The organism is Phenylobacterium sp. (assembly GCF_036563285.1).
Lineage (GTDB): Bacteria > Pseudomonadota > Alphaproteobacteria > Caulobacterales > Caulobacteraceae > Phenylobacterium.
Window position 1 is genome coordinate 1,336,345 of sequence record NZ_DATCMR010000011.1, and the last position, 16,398, is coordinate 1,352,742.

Sequence of the window (16,398 nt, forward strand, 5' to 3'; positions counted from 1 at the left end):
ATGGCCCCTTGGCGCTAATCGTTCGACATCGAACCTTGACCGTTCGAGGTCGAACCTTATAGTCAAGCCTGTTCACAAGGAATGAGCAGGATGCCCGAGGCCGAAGACCTTCCCGACGTCCAGGTGTTCGACGAGATCCGCTACATCGAGCATCTGGTGCGCACGGCGATCACCCGCAAGCTGCCGGTGGGGCTCAACTATCCGCAGTTCGAGGTGCTGAACCTGCTGTCGCGGCGCGGCGACGGCTCCACCCCGGTGGAGATCGCCCACGCCCTGCAGATGACCAAGAGCGGGCTGACCAACACCCTGCAGCGGCTTTGCGCGCGCAAGCTCGTGGAGCTGGAGGACTGCGCCGCCGACCGGCGCAAGAAGCGGGTGTGGCTGACGCCCGCCGGCCGGCAGGCCTACCTGCAGGCCATGTCCAACATCCGCCCGCAGATCGAGAAGCTCCGTGACGGCTTCACCGCCCGCGAGTTCCAGGACGCCCTGCCGTTCCTGCGCGCGCTGAGGACCTGGCTGTCCGAGAAGGACTAAGCCTTCCAAGCCCCCGGGCCTCGTGACAGGCTGCCTTCCAAGCAAGGGAGGGCTTCTCGTGGAAGACGATCTCGATCCCCACGGCCTGCGGCTGCCGATCAAGCTGGACGCGACGTCGAACGGCGAGTTCGTCCCGATCCCGCTGAGCGAGCGGCTGAAGAAGGCGAACCACGTGGCCCGCGAGCAGGCCGACCGGCTGGCGAAGAAGCTGGGGCTGAAGCGCCGTGAGTTCCTGGTCACCTCGGCGGGCGCCGCCTCGACCCTGCTCGCCTTCAACGCCTGCCATGCGGAGGGCCAGCGGCCGGGGGGCTACTTCGAGGTCTCGAAGGACGCGGCCACCGAGTTCGAGCTCGCCCAGGCGGAGCTCGGCAAGAAGGAGTTCATCTTCGACGTCCAGGGCCACTTCGTGAACCCGACGGGCGCCTGGCTGAAGACCGTGCCGGCCGGCCAGAAGCCGCTCTCCAACTTCGAGAAGGCGCAGTGCGAGCTGGCCAAGGGTCCGGGCGACCGCGCCTATCTGAATTGCCTCTCGGGCGGCGAGTTCATCAAGGACGTCTTCCTGGATTCCGACACCGACATCATGGTGCTGAGCTTCGTGCCCTCCACGCGTGAGGGCGAGCCGCTGACCATCGAGGAGGCGGTAGCCACCCGCGGCATCGTCGAGCGGATGGAGGGCTCCAAGCGGCTCATGCTGCACGGCCGGGTGAATCCCAACCAGCCGGGCGACGTGGAGGACATGGAGCGGCTGAAGGGCTTCGGCATCACCGCCTTCAAGACCTACACCCAGTGGGGGCCGTCCGGCGCCGGCTTCTGGATGACCGACGACGTGGGCGTCGCTTTCGTCGAGAAGGCCCGCAAACTGGGCGTGAGGAACATCGCCATCCACAAGGGCCTGCCGTTCGGGCCCAGGAGCTACGAGCACTCCACCTGCAAGGACATCGGGCCGATCGCCAAGCGGTTCCCCGACATGAACTTCCTGATCTACCACTCGGGCTACGTCGCCGGGAAAGCCGAGGGGCCGTACGACCCCAAGCGCACCGACGGCGTCGACGCCCTGGTGACCTCGCTGCTGGAAGCGGGCGTCCGGCCCAACAGCAACGTCTATGCGGAGCTGGGCTCCACCTGGCGGTTCGTGTCCATGCGCGACCCGACCAGCGCGGCGCACATGATGGGCAAGCTCTTCAAGTACGTGGGCCAAGACAACGTGCTCTGGGGCACGGACTCGATCTGGTACGGCTCGCCCCAGGACCAGATCCAGGCCTTCCGCACCTTCCAGATTTCCGACGAGCTGCAGGCCAGGCACGGCTATCCGAAGATGACCGCGGACCTGCGTCGCAAGGTGTTCGGGCTGAATGCGGCCAAGCCCTACAACCTGAACCTCGGCGCGATCCGCCAGTACACCGAGACCGACGCCATGGCGCGGGAGAAGGCCGAGTACGCCGAGCGGCCGAACCCGCACTTCGCCACCTATGGCCCGAAGAACCGCCGCGAGTTCATGAACCTGTCGGCCTGGAGCGGCGGCGGGCCATAAGCTTGACAGCGGACGCCTGGCCGCGCCTCATGGGACCACATTCAAGCCCCGCCTGCGCCGCCGCGCGGGCGGGGTTTTCTCATCCGGCCGCTTGGGCCGGCGGAGAATGGACATGAGCGCAATCGACGAAGGCCTGTTCGCGCCCATCCGCGGCGAAGAGCAGTGGGTGACGATCCGCGGCCGCGACCGCGGCAATCCGGTGGTGATGATCCTGGGCGGCGCCGGCGCGGGCCTGAGCGCGCTTGCGCCGCTGTTCGCGCCTTGGGAGGCCGAATGGACCGTGGCGCAGTGGGACCAGCCGGGCGCCGGCTGGACCGTAGCGAAGAACGGCCCGCCGGCGGAGCTGAGCTTCGACCGGATCGCGGCGGACGGGCTGGCGGCGGTGGAGCACGTGCTGCAGCGCCTGGGCGCGGAGAAGCTCGTGCTGTTCTGCCTGTCCGGCGGCTCGATCCCGGGCCTGAAGATGATCAAGGCGCGGCCGGACCTCTTCGCCGCCTACGTCGCCCAGGGCCAGGTCACCAGCTGGAGCCGCATGGAGGCGCTTTCGTACCGCATGCTGCTGGGCCAGGCGCGCGGACGTGGCGACGCCGCGGCGGTGGCCGACCTGGAGGGCATCGGTCCGCCGCCGTGGTCCGACGTCACGGCGGACGCCGTGCACGGCACCTACGCCAACGCCTTCACGCCCGCCGAGGCCGCCGCCGCGCCGGCCGAGCTGTGGGCGACGGTGCGTTCGCCGCCGCGGGACGCCGCCTGGCGGCCGCGCGACCTCGCTCCGGTCGATCCCTACGCCACCAGCCTGGAGGCGTTCGGGCGCCTGAAGCCCGAGCTCGCGGCCTTCGACGCGGAGTCGCTCGGGCTCACGTTCGACGTCCCGATGCTGTTCTTCCAGGGCCAGCAGGACCACCACACCCCGGCCGAGGAGGTCGAGGCCTACGCCGCCAAGCTGCACGCGCCCCTGGTCCGCTACATCCCGCTCCCCGAGGCGGGCCACAGCGCCATCTTCATGGCCGACCGCATGCTGGCCCTCCTGAACGAGCACGTCAGCGCGCTCGCCTGACGCGCCGTAGGCGCTGTTTCTCGACCACGGAAGACACGGAAAACACGGAAGCGCTTTCCGTGCCTGTCCGTGTTTTCCGTGGCTCGAACCCTCGCGGCTTCGCCGCCTAGCGCTGGTCGGCGTAGGCCTTCACCAGGCGGTAGGTGAACTCGCGGCCCTCGTAGAGCGACTTCACGAGGATGCTCTCGTTGAGGCCGTGGATGCGGCCGAGGTCAGGCTCGTAGAAGATGCCGCTCACACCGTAGGTCGGGATGCCGGCGTCGTTCATCGGCTTGGCGTCGGTCGCGGCGGGCTGCAGGATCGGCACGATCGGCACGCCGGGCCACATGGTCTGGGAGATCTTCTCGATCGGGCCCAGCACCTCCTTCGACAGCGGCGGCGGGCCGGCCGAGCGGCCGTCGCGGGCGGGCGGCTCGGAGACGGTGACCTTCGGGTTGTCGATGACCCGGATCAGGGTGTCGCGGATTTCCGCCGCCGGCACGCCGGGCATGACCCGGCAGTTGATGGTCGCCCGCGCCCGCTGCGGCAGGGCGTTGGGGGCGTGGCCGGCCTCCATCATGGTGGCGACGCAGGTGGTCCGGAGCGTCGCGTTCATCTCGATGTCGCCGGAGAGCAGGCCTGCGGCGGCCGGGTCCTGCGGGTTGGCGGCCAGCGTCTTCATGGCCGCGCCGCGCTCGCCGCCCTCCACAGGCGCCATGCGCTGCAGGTAGCCGCGGTTGGCGTCGTTGAGCTGGATCGGGAAGCTGTGGCGGCTGATCGCGTCGATGGCCCGCGCGATGTGGTAGATCGCGTTGTCCGGCGAGGGCCGCGAGGAGTGGCCGCCCGGGTTGGTGGCCTCCAGCGTGAAGCCCATCGACGTCTTCTCGGCCGCCAGGATGGTGTGGACCACCGGCTTGCCGTTCGGACCCAGCCGGCCGCCGGCGCCCTCGTTCAGCGCCATCCCGGCGTCGAGCAGGCCCTTGTGGTTGGCGAGCAGCCAGCGGACGCCGTTGGTGGAGCCGCCCTCCTCGCCGCAGGTGAGCGCCAGCTTCAGGGTGCGGCGGGGCTTGTAGCCCTCCTTGCGCAGCCGGATGAACAGGTCGGTGAAGATCGCCGCCTGGGCTTTGTCGTCCGACGCGCCGCGGGCGTAGAACCGGCCGTCCTCCTCCATCAGGGTGAAGGGATCGCGGGTCCAGTCCTCGCGCTTGGCCTCCACCACGTCGATGTGGGCGAGCAGCAGGATGGCCGGCGCCTTGGCGTCGCGGCCGGGATAGACGGCCACCAGGTTGCCGTCGCGCCCGTCCCGTTCGGTGGGGACCAGCACCTTCACGTCGCTGTCCGGGAAGCCCGCCGCCTTCAGCCTGGCCGCCATGCGCTGGGCCGCCACGGTGCAGCTGCCGGCGGAAGGGGCGGTGTTGGTCTCCACCAGCTCCTTGTAGAGGCTGCGGAACTCGACGAGGCCCGGCTGCTGCGCCGCGGCCGGCGTGGCGAGCAGCAGGGCGGCGAAAGCGGCCGTCTTGAGCATAGGTAACCCCCGATAAGTTGCGCCGACGATGCCCGCGGCGACCGCGCAGGGCAAGGCGCGGTTCGGGTTTGCGCCCATCGCCTCGGCGGTCGAGAATGGCGCTTCAGCGGGAGGCGTCATTGCGCGACGGGATCGAAGAGCAGGTTCGCGAGAAGGAGCGGGCGAAGCTCGTCTATCCGTTCGAGCGGCGGCCGGAGTTCGGCGAGGCGGTGGACGTGGCGCCGGGCGTGAAGTGGCTGCGCATGCCGCTGGGCGGCGCGCTGGCGGCGATCAACGTCTGGGCGATCCGCGAAAGCGACGGCTGGGCCATCGTCGACACCGGCATCAGCGGCGCGGAGACCCGCAACGCCTGGCGCGCGGCGTTCAACGGCCCGCTGGAGGGCCGGCCCGTCACGCGGGTGTTCGTCACCCACATGCACCCCGACCACATCGGCATGGCCGGCTACCTGACGCGGAAGTTCGCCGCGCGGCTGTGGATCACCCGGCTGGAGTTCGTCACCTGCCGCTCGCTGGCCGCCGACACCGGGCGCGAGGCGCCGCAGGACGCGCTGGAGTTCTACCGCGCCGCCGGCTGGGACGAGGACGCGCTGGAGACCTATCGGGCGAAGTTCGGCGGCTTCGGACGCGGGCTCTACGCCCTGCCCGACAGCTTCCAGCGGCTGAACGACGGCGACCAGGTGCGCATCGGCGACCACCTGTGGCGGGTGGTGGTGGGCTGCGGCCACTCGCCGGAGCACGCCAGCCTGCACTGCCCGGACCTCAAGCTGCTGATCAGCGGCGACCAGGTGCTGCCGAAGATCTCCTCCAACGTCTCGGTCTTCCCCACCGAGCCCGACGCCGACCCGCTCACCGACTGGCTGACCTCGCTGGCGGCGATCAAGGCCCGCGTGCCGGACGACGTCCTGGTGCTGCCGGCGCACAACGATCCCTTCCACGGCCTGCACGCCCGCATCGACCACCTGATCGGCGGCCACGAGCGCGGGCTGGGGCGGCTGCGGGCGCTGCTCGCGGAGGAGCCCAAGCGGGTGGTCGACGTCTTCCACGTCCTCTTCCGCCGCAGGATCGACAGCGGGCTCTTAGGCCTCGCCACCGGCGAGAGCCTCGCGCACCTGAACTGCCTCATCGCCCGCGGCCAAGCCGTCCGCGAGCGCGACGAGAACGGCGTCGACTGGTACCGCGCCACGGCCTAGACCTTACGGCGTAAGGAGCTCCCCATGACCGAACACGTGCTCGTCGAGAAATCCGGCGGCGTCCTGACGCTGACCCTGAACCGCCCGGAGAAGAAGAACGCGCTCACCCGGGCGATGTACGAGACCGTGGGCTCCGCCATCGACAACGCGCCCGACGACCCGGACGTCCGCTGCATCCTGATCCAGGCCAACGGCGACATGTTCACCGCCGGCAACGACCTCTCCGACTTCGCCGCCGCCAACCGCGGCGAGGGTCCCTCGGGCGAGGGCGACCGGCCGCGCGGCGGCTCGGCGCTGATCACGGCGCTGGCGCGGGCGAAGACGCCGGTGGTGGCCGCGGTTCAGGGCCGGGCGGTGGGCGTCGGCGTCACCATGCTGCTGCACTGCGACCTGGTGTTCATCGCCGAGGACGCGCTCCTGACCACCCCGTTCGTGAACCTGGCCCTGGTGCCGGAAGCCGCCTCCTCGATCACCCTGCCGGCCCGGATCGGCCACGCCCGGGCCTTCGCCATGTTCGTGCTGGGGGAGGCCGTGACGGGGAAGCAGGCGGCGGAGTGGGGCATCGCCAACCTCGCCCTCCCGGCCGGCGAGGTGCAGATCCGCGCCCGCGCCGCCGCCGAAGCGGTCGCCTCGAAGCCCCCGGCCGCCGTGGCCATCACCAAGCAGCTGATGCGCGAGAGCGAGCGCTACCTGGCCCGCATCCAGGAGGAGGGCGCCCACTTCACCGCCCAGCTGAAGTCCCCCGAGGCTCGCGAGGCCTTCGCCGCCTTCGCCGAGAAGCGCCAGCCCGACTTCTCGAACGCCGCCCGGAAGGAGCCCGCCTGATGTCCCTGCAAGGCAAGACCCTGTTCGTCACCGGCGCCAGCCGCGGCATTGGCCTGGCCATTGCTCTGCGGGCCGCGCACGACGGCGCCAACGTCGCGATCGCGGCCAAGACCGCCGAGCCGCACCCGAAGCTCGAGGGCACCATCTACACGGCCGCCCAGGAGATCGAGGCCGCCGGCGGCCAGGCCCTCCCGCTGATCGTCGACGTGCGCGACGAGGCTTCCGTACAGGCCGCGGTGGACGCCACCGTCGAGCGCTTCGGCGGCATCGACATCTGCGTGAACAACGCCTCGGCGATCCAGCTCACCGGCACGCTGCAGACCGACATGAAGCGCTACGACCTGATGCACAGCATCAACACGCGAGGGACCTACCTCACGTCCAAGCTCTGCATCCCGCACCTGAAGCGGGCGGCGAACCCGCACGTGCTGAACCTGTCGCCGCCGCTGGACATGAACCCCAAGTGGTTCGGCCCCCACGTGGCCTACACCATGGCCAAGTACGGCATGAGCCTGTGCGTGCTCGGCATGGCCGAGGAGTTCAAGGCCGACGGCATCGCCTTCAACGCGCTGTGGCCGCGCACCGGCATCGCCACGGCGGCGATCCGCAACGCTTTGGCCGGCGACGAGGGCATGCGCCGCTGCCGCAGCGTCGAGATCATGGCGGACGCCGCCTACGCCATCTTCAACAAGCCGGCCCGCGAGTTCACCGGCAACTTCCTGATCGACGACAGCTTCCTCTATGCCGAAGGTGAGAGGGACTTCGACAGGTACCGCGTCGATCCCACCCAGCCCCTGATGCCGGACTTCTTCGTCCCCGCCGACCAGCCGCCGCCGCCGGGCGTGAAGCTGGACGCGCTCACCCCCGCATGAGCGTTGTCGTTCGCAGGGCCGATCCGCGCGACGTCGGCCTGATCCTGCAGTTCATCCGCGACCTGGCGGAGTACGAGAAGCTGCTCGACCAGGTGGAGGCGACGGAGGAGGACATCCGCCGCGACGTCTTTGGCGAGAACCCCCGCTGCTACTGCGACATCGCGGAGCACCAGGGCCGGCCGGTGGGCTTCGCGCTCTGGTTCTACAACTACTCCACCTTCCGCGGTCGCGCGGGGATCTACCTCGAAGACCTGTTCGTGAAGCCGGAGGCCCGCGGCCTGGGCGCCGGCAAGGCGCTGCTGAAGCGGCTGGCCGAACGCTGCATCGAGTTCGACTTGGGGAGGCTGGAGTGGGCGGTGCTCGACTGGAACGCGCCCTCCATCGCCTTCTACGACAGCCTGGGCGCCGCGCGGATGGACGATTGGACGGTGCGGCGCCTCGATGGGGAGGCGCTGAAGAGGCTCGCCGAGGGATCCGACGAGCGCGTCTAGCCCGCCGCGCGGACGACGGCAGCGCCTGTCGCCTCATCGAGACCGGCCTAGGCTTCCCGCGCCCCGCGCCGCCGACTGCTCCAAAACCGCCGCTTCGGCGTGGCGATCCCTTCGTGGCGGTCAGCCCTTGCTGACGTCGAGCATGGGAATCTCTCCGGGTTGCGACAGGAGCAGATCCAGGCTGCAGCGCAGCCCGCCCGGAGCGTAGTCGAGCTGGGCGCGGCCGCCGCTTTGCGCGCTGAACGTCCGCGCGATCATCCGCGTGCCGAAGCCCCTGGACGCCGGCGTGACGACGGGCGGTCCGCCGCTTTCCGCCCACAGCAGGCTCATGTGGCGGCGCCCGTCGCCATCGACCGCCAGGTTCCAGGTGATCGACACCTCGCCGCCAGGGGCGGACAAGGCGCCGTGCTTCAGCGCGTTGGTGGCGAGCTCATGCAGGACGAGCGAAATCGCCACCGCCTGGGGCGGGCTGAGGCGGACGGGCGGCCCGTCGATGGAAAACACCTTCAGCTGGTCGTGCCGATGCGGGGCCAGCGCCTTCTCCACGACGGCTTCGAGGTCCGCGCCGGCCCAGCTTTCGGTGACCAGCAGATCGTGGGCATGTGAAAGGGCTTGCAGACGCTCGGTGAGGTTCTCGCGCACCGCGATGTCGACCTTCCCCGCCCTCAGCGTCTGTTCGGCGATCGATTGCACCGTCGCCAGGGTGTTCTTCACCCGGTGGTTCAGTTCGTTCAGCAGCAGGATGCGCTGTTCGTCGGCCAGCTTGATGCGGGTCTCGTCACGCAGGATCTTCAGGAACTCGCCGGCCTCGGGCTCCTCGATGTGCAGGGTGACGCCGTTCCCCCAGAACCGCTCGCCAGTCTTGCGGCAGTGCCAGCGGCTGTTCTCGGCGCGACCCTCGCGCCGCGCGGTCTCGCGTTCGCGCTGGGGAGCCCCGGCGGCCTGGTCCGTCGCTGTGAACGTGATGTCGATCGGCGCGCCGATCATCTCCTCTTCACGACGTCCGAACACCCGCTCGGCGCCTGGACTCCACGAGGTGACGCGCCCGTCGGCCTCGAAGGTCAGGACGGCGTACTCCCGAGCGTGCTCGAGGATCAGGCCGGCAAGCTTGCTTCGTTCCAGACCCTTCGGCATCGATCGTCTCCCTCCAGGCGCAACGCCGGAAAGACGAAGAGGGGAGCGGACATTGTCGAATGAGGGGCCGCGATCCGACGACGTTCCACGCCAGGGAGGCGCCCATCGCAGCCGCAGCCTGCAAGACATCGCGACGGCTGATCCGCCTCTCTGGCCCCTCTGCAAAGCCCCCGTATAAGCAGGGTGGGCCGCCAGGTCCGCCACCCCGCCCGTGGCCGTCCCGCTGGATTCGACGAACGTCCGGTGGCGAGCGGAGGCCGGTTTGCCCCTGCCGCCACACCGCTGGCAGCAGGCGGGTGCTAGTCTCACTCCAGGAAGACGCGGAACAAGGGTCAGCCGATGCTCACCGGACGTTGCCACTGCGGGGCGGTCACCTACGAGATGCCCGAGCAGACGATCCATCACGCGCTGTGCCACTGCACCGACTGCCGGCGCTCCGCCGGGGCGCCCATGGTCGCCTGGGCCATGGTCCCCGCGGACCAGATGAAGATCGACGGCGCGACACGGATCTACGCCTCGTCCGAGCACGGCCGGCGCCACTTCTGTGGGGCCTGCGGCACAGGCCTGTTCTACACCAACGAGGCGGTCTTCCCCGGCCTGATCGACGTTCAGTCGGCGACGCTCGACGACCCCGGCGCGCTCCAGCCGACCGCGCAGATCCAGGTCGCCGAGCGCATCGGCTGGATGGCCACGGCCCACGACCTGCCCGCCTTCGACCGATATCCGGGCTGACGCCTCCGCAGGGATCCGACACTGATTGTGGACGGACCGGTGCGGCCTACGCCGGCTGCTTCTGCCCCTGCGGCTGCTGGTTGTTCTGGCTGCCGGCCATGGGCGCGCGGTTCAGGTCGTAGAACTTGGGCGCGAACTTCGGCAGGCATTCGTTGAGGATGCCTTGCACGTCCCAGGCCTCGCCCTCCGGCTTCTCGCAGGTCTCGATCGGGCGGGGCTGGGAGTAGAGGATGATCTTCTCGCCGGAGACGCCGAAGATCTGCCCCGAAACGTGCTTGGCGGCGTCGGACACGAGCGCCACGGAGAACCGCGCCGGCTGGTCGGGGCGGATCTTCTCGGCCATCACCTGGCGGCGCGCGGCGGCGGCCTCGTCCTTGATCGGCACCGACTGGGTCATGCGGGTCCAGGCCACCGGGGCGATGCAGTTGGAGCGGACGTTGTTGCGGGCGCCCTCCATGGCGATGATCCGGCTCAGGCCCGCGATGCCCATCTTGGCCGCGCCGTAGTTGGCCTGGCCGATGTTGCCGAACAGCCCCGAGGTCGAGGTGTAGAACATGTAGGAGCCGTCGTTCTGGTTCCGGAAGTGCTCGATGGTGGCCCGGGCCACGTTGAATGACCCGCGCATGTGGACGTCGATGACGCGGTCCCAGTCGTCCTCGCTCATCTTGTGGAACATCACGTCGCGCAGGATGCCCGCCGGGTTGATCACCGCGTGCAGGCCGCCGAACTCGTCCATGGCCTGCTCGACCATGCCCTGGACGGCCTTGTAGCTGGTGACGCTCTCGGAGTTGGAGACGGCGTGGCCGCCGCCGGCGCGGATCTCGGCGGCGACCTGCTCGGCCGGACCTGCGGAGCCCTCGTCCTCGCCCTTCAGCCCACCGCCGAGGTCGTTGACCACGACCTTGGCGCCTTCCTGGGCCGCGATCAGCGCGCAGTCGCGCCCGATGCCGTTGCCGCCGCCCGTGACCAGAACGACCTTTCCCTCGAGAACACCCATGGCTGAAATCTCCCAAATTTTATGGGAGCGACCCTATTCAAGCCGGTCGGCCTTCCGCAAGGCGGGAAACAGCTTCGCCCAGATGCCGGTGACCACCAGGGCGCCGACGCCCCCGAACACCGCCGCGCCGACGGGGCCGAGGAAGCGGGCCACCACCCCGCTCTCGAACTCGCCCAGCTCGTTGGAGGCGCCGATGAAGACGGAGGAGACGGCGGCCACGCGGCCGCGCATCGGGTCGGGGGTGACGAGCTGCACGAGCGTCTGGCGGACGTAGACGCTGAGCATGTCGGCGCCGCCCAGCACCGCGAGCGCCGCCACCGACAGCCACAGCGACTTCGACAGGCCGAAAACGATGGTGGCCAGGCCGAAGAAGGCGACGCCGGCGAACATGAAGGCGCCGGCCCTGGCCCGGATCGGGTTCGCCGCCAGCCACAGCGCCACCAGCGTCGCGCCGATGGCGGGCCCCGCGCGCAGGATGCCGAAGCCCTCGGGGCCCACCTTCAGGATATCGCGGGCGAACACCGGCAGCAGGGCGGTGGCGCCGCCCAGCAGCACGGCGAAGAGGTCCAGCGAGATGGCCCCGAAGACGATCTTCTGGCGCCAGACGTAGGCCAGTCCCTCCTTCATCAGCTGCCAGCGCGAGCCCGGCTGCACCTGGGGCTGGGTGTTCTGGCGGATCAGGGTCACGCAGAGCGCGGCCACCAGGTAGAGGGCGAAGGCGCCCACGTAGGCATGGGTCGGCGACATGGCGACCAGCAGGCCTCCGGCCGCCGGCCCTGCGATCGAGGCGGTCTGCCAGGCCAGGGAGTTCCAGGCGATCGCCCGGGGCAGCAGGATCCTGGGCACCAGCATCGGCCCCAGCGCCGTGTTCGCCGGGGCGAAGAAAGCCCGCGCCGCCCCGAACGCGCCCGCCATCACCAGCAGCAGCGGCACGGAGGCGAAGCCCTTCCAGGCGGCCAGGGCGAGGACCAGCACGCTGGCGATCTCGCCCATGAAGCACAGCTGCAGGACGATCTTGCGGTTGTGACGGTCGGCGCTCTCGCCGGCGGGGAGCGTCAGCAGCAGCACCGGCAGGAAGGCGGCCAGGCCGATCATGCCGACCAGGAAGGCGCTCTCCTCGACAGAGCGGGTCTCGCGCGCGAGCACATACATGTGCCAGCCGATGGCCACGCTCTGGATCTGGGCGGCGAAGCTGCCGGTCCAGCGCGAGGCCCAGAACAGCAGGTAGTCGCGCTCCTTCAGGAGGGCGCGGGCGGAGGGGACGACGTCCGGGGAGGGAGCTGCCATGGAAGGCTGCGAACCTGCCCTGCGTCGGGAGCCGCCGCAACGCCGTCGTTGACGTGGGCGGGCAGGGGACCTATCTGCCCGCTTCCTGCCAGCGGCTGGAAAGGCCCTGACGATGCGAGAGCGACGAGCCCGGAGCGCCTGAGCGCCCCCTTCGCCCCAAGCGCCCGCCGGCCTTGGTCCCTTCGTCGCCTTCGCGAGTTTCAGCCTCACATGTCCGTGCAACCGTCCACGCCGTCGCCGGCGTTCGTCATCAAGCCTGAAGAGCCGCAGGACGGCCGCAAGGTCGAGGCCCTGCTGGACCACGCCTTCGGGCCCGGCCGGTTCGTGAAGTCGTCGGAGCGCGTGCGCGAGTTCGCCGAGTACGCCCCGGAGATGTCGCTCTGCGCCTGGGAGAAGGGCGAGCTGCTGGGCGTGGTGCGCATGTGGCGCGTGACCGTCGGCGGCGAGCCTGTGGTGTTCCTGGGCCCCCTGGCCGTGGACCAGCGCAAGCGCAAGGCGGGGCTGGGCGGCCTGCTGGTGGCGCGGGCCTGCCACGCCGCGGAAGCCGCCGGCGAGCGGGTGGTGCTGCTGGTGGGCGACCCGCCCTACTTCAACCGCTTCGGCTTCGCGGCCGCCGTGGCCGCCGGGGTGCGGATGCCCGGGCCGGTGGACCAGCGCCGGGTCATGGCCCGCTCTCTAGCGCACGAGCCGGTCCATCTCGAAGGCCCGGTGACGGCCCGCGCTTGAGCCGGCCTGCGGCGACGCCTACCTTCGCCGGATGGCGGACAAACCTGGGCTCGAAGGCGTGATCGCGGCGGCGAAGCAGGCGCCTGGGCGTGGCCTGCCGCCCGTCCACCTGTGGCATCCCGAGCATTGCGGCGAGATCGACATCCGCATCCGCAAGGACGGCGTGTGGTTCCACGAGGGCACCCCGATCGGCCGTGAGGCGCTGGTGCGGCTGTTCTCCACCGTGCTGCGCAAGGACCCCGACGGCTTCCACCTCGTGACCCCCGTCGAGAAGATGAAGATCCAGGTGGAGGACGCCCCCTTCATCGCCACCCGGGTGGACCGGGTCGGCGAGGCGCTGCGGTTCCTCACCAACGTCGGCGACGAGGTCGAGGCGGGGCCGGACAACGGCATCCGCGTGGAGATGGGCGAGGACGGCGAGCCGCGGCCCTACCTGCACGTCCGCCGAGGCCTGGAGGCCCTGATCGCCCGGCCGGTGTTCTACGAGCTGGTGGAGATGGCGCAGGAGCGGGACACGGCCGACGGCCCGACCCTGGGGGTGGAGTCGAACGGCGCCTGGTTCCCCGTCGGTCCGCCCGGGGCGCACCAGCTGTGAAGCACGCCGGCTCCTTCGACGACCTGCGCGCCTGGATCAGCCGACACCTCGACCCCCTGGAGGAGCGCGAGCCGGCCACCGGCGTGGCGCAGCGGTCGGACGACGACCTCAACCCCGGCGGCTGGTCGGCCGCGACGGACGAGACCCTGGCCCCGGCGGCGGTGCTCGTCGGCCTGGTGGAGCGGGAGACGGGTCTCTCCGTCCTGCTGACCCGCCGGGCGGACACCCTTCGCCGCCACACCGGCCAGGTGGCCTTCCCCGGCGGCCGCCGCGATCCCGGCGAGACCGCCTGGCAGACTGCCCTCAGGGAGGCGCAGGAGGAGATCGGCCTGGACCCGAGCTTCGTGTCGCTGGTGGGCCTGTCGACGCCCTACCGCACCGGCACCGGCTACCTAGTCACCCCGGTGGTTGGGTTCGTGCGCGAGGGCTTTACCCTCACGCCCAATCCCGAGGAGGTCGCGGAGATCTTCGAGACGCCGTTCGGTTTCCTGATGGACCCGCGGAACTACGAGGAGCACGAGCGCGAGCTGCCGACCGGCGAGAAGCGGCGGTTCTACGCCATGACCCACGAGGACCAGTACATCTGGGGCGCCACGGCGGGCATGCTGCGCGCGCTCTACGACCGGCTCTACGGAGCCGCCGTTGCTTGAGATCGTGCTCCTCAGGGCGCTGCTGCTGGCGGCGCCGTTCGCAGCCTGGTTCGTGTGGGTCTGGTGGGCCCGGCGCACGGGCCGCGCCATGGGCGCGACGCCCTGGGCCTGGCTGTTCGCCGCCGGCGCGGTGCTGGTCGGCCTCTCCTTGATGGCGACGGCCGTGTTCCATAGGGACAACCGCGGCGAGGTCTACGTCCCCGGCCAGGTGACGTCGGACGGCCAGGTGAGCCAAGGCCGCTACGAGGAACCGCCGGCGAAAGGCCCATGACGGAAAGCATCGGACAACGGCCGTGGATGACCGCTTCGGAAACGGCGGCGGTGCTGGACGCCCTGGAGGCGGCCGGCGGCCCCGACTGCGCCCGGTTCGTCGGCGGCTGCGTGAGGAACGCCGTCCTCGGCCGTGAGATCGCCGACGTGGACATCGCCACCACCCTGACGCCGGACCAGGTGACCAGGGCGCTGGAGGCGGCCAGGATCAAGGCCGTCCCGACGGGGGTCGAGCACGGCACGGTCACGGCCGTGTCGAACCACAAGCCGTTCGAGGTCACCACCCTGCGGCGCGACGTGGAGACCGACGGCCGCCGCGCGGTGGTGGCCTTCACGACGGACTGGATGGAGGACGCCTGCCGGCGCGACTTCACGCTCAACTCCCTCTACGCGCGCCGCGACGGCTCGATCTTCGATCCCACGGGCCACGGGGTGGCGGACGCCAAGGCCGGACGGATCGTCTTCATGGGCGACGCCGAGCAGCGGCTGCGGGAGGACCACCTGCGCAGCCTGCGGTTCTTCCGCTTCCTGGCCTGGTACGGCCGCGGCGAGCCCGACGTGACGGCGCTGGCGGCGATCACCCGGCTGAAGGAGCAGGTGGCGAAGCTCGCCGCCGAACGGATTTCCAGCGAGATCCTCAAGCTGCTGGCGGCGGACGATCCCCGCGCCGCGGTGGCGCTGATGGCGCAGACGGGGGTGCTGGCGGTGATCGCCCCGGAGGCCCAGGACCTGGCGCGGTTCGAAGGGCTGGTGGAGATCGAGAGTGAGCAGTTGTTCGAGAACGACGCCGTGCTGCGCCTCGCCGCCCTGTTGCCGGACGACCAGCTCGCGGCAGGCAAGCTCGCCGAGCGCCTGCGGCTCTCCAACGCCGACCGCGACCGGATCGTGGCGGCGCTGTCGCCCACGCCGGAGCTGAAGAGCTGGATGAGCCCGCGGGAGATCCGCCGCGCCGTCTACCGGCTGGGGCCCCAGGCGTTCCGCGACCGGGCGAAACTCGCCTGGGCGAGGGCGGCCTCCACGGCCACGACCCCCCAGTGGCGCGGGATGATCGCCCTGGGCGAGGGCTGGACCGCGCCGGCCTTCCCGCTCACCGGCGACGACGTGATCAAGGCCGGCGCCCCGAAGGGGCCGCTGGTGGGGCGCGTGCTTCGCGAGGTGGAGGACTGGTGGATCGACCACGACTTCATCGACGACAGGCTCTCGGCCATCGAGAAGCTGAAGGCGGTGGTGCAGGGGCTGGCCTATTGAGGATCGGCATCCTGAAGACCGGCCGGCCGCCCCGGCCCGCCATAGAAGAGTTCGGCGATTATCCCGCCATGTTCCGCCGCCTGCTCGGCGAAGACGCCTATGAGTGGCGCACGTTCGAGGTCGACGAGGGCGAGCTGCCGGAGAGCCCGACGTCCTGCGACGCCTACATCGTCACCGGCTCGTCGGCGGGGGTGTACGACCCCCTGCCGTGGATCGAGCCGGCCAAGGACTTCCTGCGCGAGGCCAGGGGCAAGGCCGCTCTGGTCGGCGTCTGCTTCGGCCACCAGCTGATGGCCGAGGCGTTCGGGGGCAAGGTGATCAAGTCGCCGAAGGGCTGGGGCGTCGGCGAGCACGAGTACGAGGTGCTGCGCCGCCAGCCATGGATGGACGAGGCCCCGGCGATCCGCCTGCCCGCGTCGCACCAGGACCAGGTGGTGGAACTGCCCCCCGGCGCGGAGGTCGTCGCGGCCAGCGAGTTCACGCCGATGGGCGCGCTGGCCTGGAGCGACCACCCGTCGATCTCGATGCAGCTGCACCCGGAGTTCGAACCGGCCTACGCCATCGCGCTCATCGAGCACCGCCGCGGCGACCGCTACACTCAGGAGCAGGCCGACGCGGCGATCCATACCTATGGCCGCCCCGACGACCGGGCGAGGGTCGGCGGCTGGATACGAAATTTCCTGAGGATCGCAACATAGTCAGGCGCTTGTGGGTTCCTCCCCAAACGCGAGGGGTCGCGTGTGGCGGGAGTTGCA

At 70.4% G+C, this 16,398-nt stretch carries 18 protein-coding genes and 1 pseudogene; 14 read left to right on the forward strand and 5 right to left on the reverse strand.

Annotation, left to right across the window (positions count from 1 at the left end; translation table 11 throughout):
- Nucleotides 1–90: 90 nt before the first annotated feature.
- The 3 genes from VIL76_RS17390 (at nucleotide 91) to VIL76_RS17400 (ending at nucleotide 3,122) form a co-directional block, all read left to right on the forward strand.
- Nucleotides 91–534 (forward strand): MarR family winged helix-turn-helix transcriptional regulator, encoded by a 444-nt coding sequence (locus VIL76_RS17390; RefSeq protein WP_332046302.1) that lies wholly within the window; start codon nucleotides 91–93, stop codon nucleotides 532–534.
- Between the two features lie 58 nt (nucleotides 535–592).
- A complete protein-coding gene (locus tag VIL76_RS17395) occupies nucleotides 593–2,065 on the forward strand; it encodes an amidohydrolase family protein (protein ID WP_332046303.1) in 1,473 nt (490 codons plus the stop codon).
- 112 nt (nucleotides 2,066–2,177) lie between these two features.
- A complete protein-coding gene (locus tag VIL76_RS17400; protein WP_332046304.1) occupies nucleotides 2,178–3,122 on the forward strand; it encodes an alpha/beta hydrolase in 945 nt (314 codons plus the stop codon).
- Between the two features lie 106 nt (nucleotides 3,123–3,228).
- On the opposite strand, the gene VIL76_RS17405 is transcribed toward VIL76_RS17400, so the two are convergent.
- On the reverse strand, nucleotides 3,229–4,626 hold the full coding sequence (locus tag VIL76_RS17405; RefSeq protein WP_332046305.1) for a M20/M25/M40 family metallo-hydrolase: 1,398 nt from the start codon (nucleotides 4,624–4,626) through the stop codon (nucleotides 3,229–3,231).
- 119 nt (nucleotides 4,627–4,745) lie between these two features.
- Between VIL76_RS17405 and VIL76_RS17410 the strand changes: the two genes are divergently transcribed.
- The 4 genes from VIL76_RS17410 to VIL76_RS17425 are packed head-to-tail and all read left to right on the forward strand — an operon-like array spanning nucleotide 4,746 to nucleotide 8,004.
- A complete protein-coding gene (locus VIL76_RS17410) occupies nucleotides 4,746–5,816 on the forward strand; it encodes an MBL fold metallo-hydrolase (RefSeq protein WP_332046306.1) in 1,071 nt (356 codons plus the stop codon).
- A 24-nt stretch (nucleotides 5,817–5,840) separates the two neighbouring features.
- The gene (locus VIL76_RS17415) at nucleotides 5,841–6,641 is read left to right on the forward strand and encodes an enoyl-CoA hydratase-related protein (RefSeq protein ID WP_332046307.1); all 801 of its coding nucleotides are present in this window, start codon (nucleotides 5,841–5,843) and stop codon (nucleotides 6,639–6,641) included.
- The gene (locus tag VIL76_RS17420; RefSeq protein WP_332046308.1) at nucleotides 6,641–7,513 is read left to right on the forward strand and encodes an NAD(P)-dependent oxidoreductase; all 873 of its coding nucleotides are present in this window, start codon (nucleotides 6,641–6,643) and stop codon (nucleotides 7,511–7,513) included. Before VIL76_RS17415 ends, VIL76_RS17420 begins: the two co-directional genes overlap by 1 nt.
- On the forward strand, nucleotides 7,510–8,004 hold the full coding sequence (locus VIL76_RS17425) for a GNAT family N-acetyltransferase (protein ID WP_332046309.1): 495 nt from the start codon (nucleotides 7,510–7,512) through the stop codon (nucleotides 8,002–8,004). Before VIL76_RS17420 ends, VIL76_RS17425 begins: the two co-directional genes overlap by 4 nt.
- A 120-nt stretch (nucleotides 8,005–8,124) precedes the next feature.
- On the opposite strand, the gene VIL76_RS17430 is transcribed toward VIL76_RS17425, so the two are convergent.
- A complete protein-coding gene (locus tag VIL76_RS17430; protein ID WP_332046310.1) occupies nucleotides 8,125–9,138 on the reverse strand; it encodes a sensor histidine kinase in 1,014 nt (337 codons plus the stop codon).
- 88 nt (nucleotides 9,139–9,226) lie between these two features.
- Nucleotides 9,227–9,418: pseudogene (locus VIL76_RS19785) on the reverse strand (twin-arginine translocation signal domain-containing protein); the annotation flags it as partial.
- Nucleotides 9,419–9,477: 59 nt separating this feature from the next.
- On the opposite strand from VIL76_RS19785, the gene VIL76_RS17435 reads away from it, so the two are divergent.
- Nucleotides 9,478–9,870, forward strand: coding sequence for a GFA family protein (locus VIL76_RS17435; protein ID WP_332046311.1), 393 nt, complete (start codon nucleotides 9,478–9,480; stop codon nucleotides 9,868–9,870).
- 46 nt (nucleotides 9,871–9,916) lie between these two features.
- On the opposite strand, the gene VIL76_RS17440 is transcribed toward VIL76_RS17435, so the two are convergent.
- Nucleotides 9,917–10,867: an SDR family NAD(P)-dependent oxidoreductase gene (locus VIL76_RS17440; protein WP_332046312.1), complete on the reverse strand. Its 951-nt coding sequence runs from the start codon at nucleotides 10,865–10,867 to the stop codon at nucleotides 9,917–9,919.
- 33 nt (nucleotides 10,868–10,900) lie between these two features.
- A complete protein-coding gene (locus VIL76_RS17445; protein ID WP_332046313.1) occupies nucleotides 10,901–12,154 on the reverse strand; it encodes an MFS transporter in 1,254 nt (417 codons plus the stop codon).
- Nucleotides 12,155–12,364: 210 nt separating this feature from the next.
- On the opposite strand from VIL76_RS17445, the gene VIL76_RS17450 reads away from it, so the two are divergent.
- The 6 genes from VIL76_RS17450 to VIL76_RS17475 are packed head-to-tail and all read left to right on the forward strand — an operon-like array spanning nucleotide 12,365 to nucleotide 16,341.
- Nucleotides 12,365–12,880 (forward strand): N-acetyltransferase, encoded by a 516-nt coding sequence (locus VIL76_RS17450; RefSeq protein WP_332046314.1) that lies wholly within the window; start codon nucleotides 12,365–12,367, stop codon nucleotides 12,878–12,880.
- Nucleotides 12,881–12,911: 31 nt separating this feature from the next.
- Nucleotides 12,912–13,475: a DUF1285 domain-containing protein gene (locus VIL76_RS17455; protein WP_332046315.1), complete on the forward strand. Its 564-nt coding sequence runs from the start codon at nucleotides 12,912–12,914 to the stop codon at nucleotides 13,473–13,475.
- Nucleotides 13,472–14,125 carry a CoA pyrophosphatase gene (locus tag VIL76_RS17460; protein WP_332046316.1) on the forward strand — a complete coding sequence of 218 codons (654 nt, stop codon included), beginning with the start codon at nucleotides 13,472–13,474 and terminating at the stop codon, nucleotides 14,123–14,125. The genes VIL76_RS17455 and VIL76_RS17460 overlap by 4 nt, the downstream gene beginning before the upstream one ends.
- The gene (locus VIL76_RS17465) at nucleotides 14,118–14,396 is read left to right on the forward strand and encodes a hypothetical protein (protein WP_332046317.1); all 279 of its coding nucleotides are present in this window, start codon (nucleotides 14,118–14,120) and stop codon (nucleotides 14,394–14,396) included. The genes VIL76_RS17460 and VIL76_RS17465 overlap by 8 nt, the downstream gene beginning before the upstream one ends.
- 26 nt (nucleotides 14,397–14,422) lie before the next feature.
- A complete protein-coding gene (locus VIL76_RS17470; protein ID WP_332046318.1) occupies nucleotides 14,423–15,643 on the forward strand; it encodes a CCA tRNA nucleotidyltransferase in 1,221 nt (406 codons plus the stop codon).
- Nucleotides 15,640–16,341: a type 1 glutamine amidotransferase gene (locus VIL76_RS17475; RefSeq protein ID WP_332046319.1), complete on the forward strand. Its 702-nt coding sequence runs from the start codon at nucleotides 15,640–15,642 to the stop codon at nucleotides 16,339–16,341. Before VIL76_RS17470 ends, VIL76_RS17475 begins: the two co-directional genes overlap by 4 nt.
- Nucleotides 16,342–16,398: the final 57 nt, after the last annotated feature.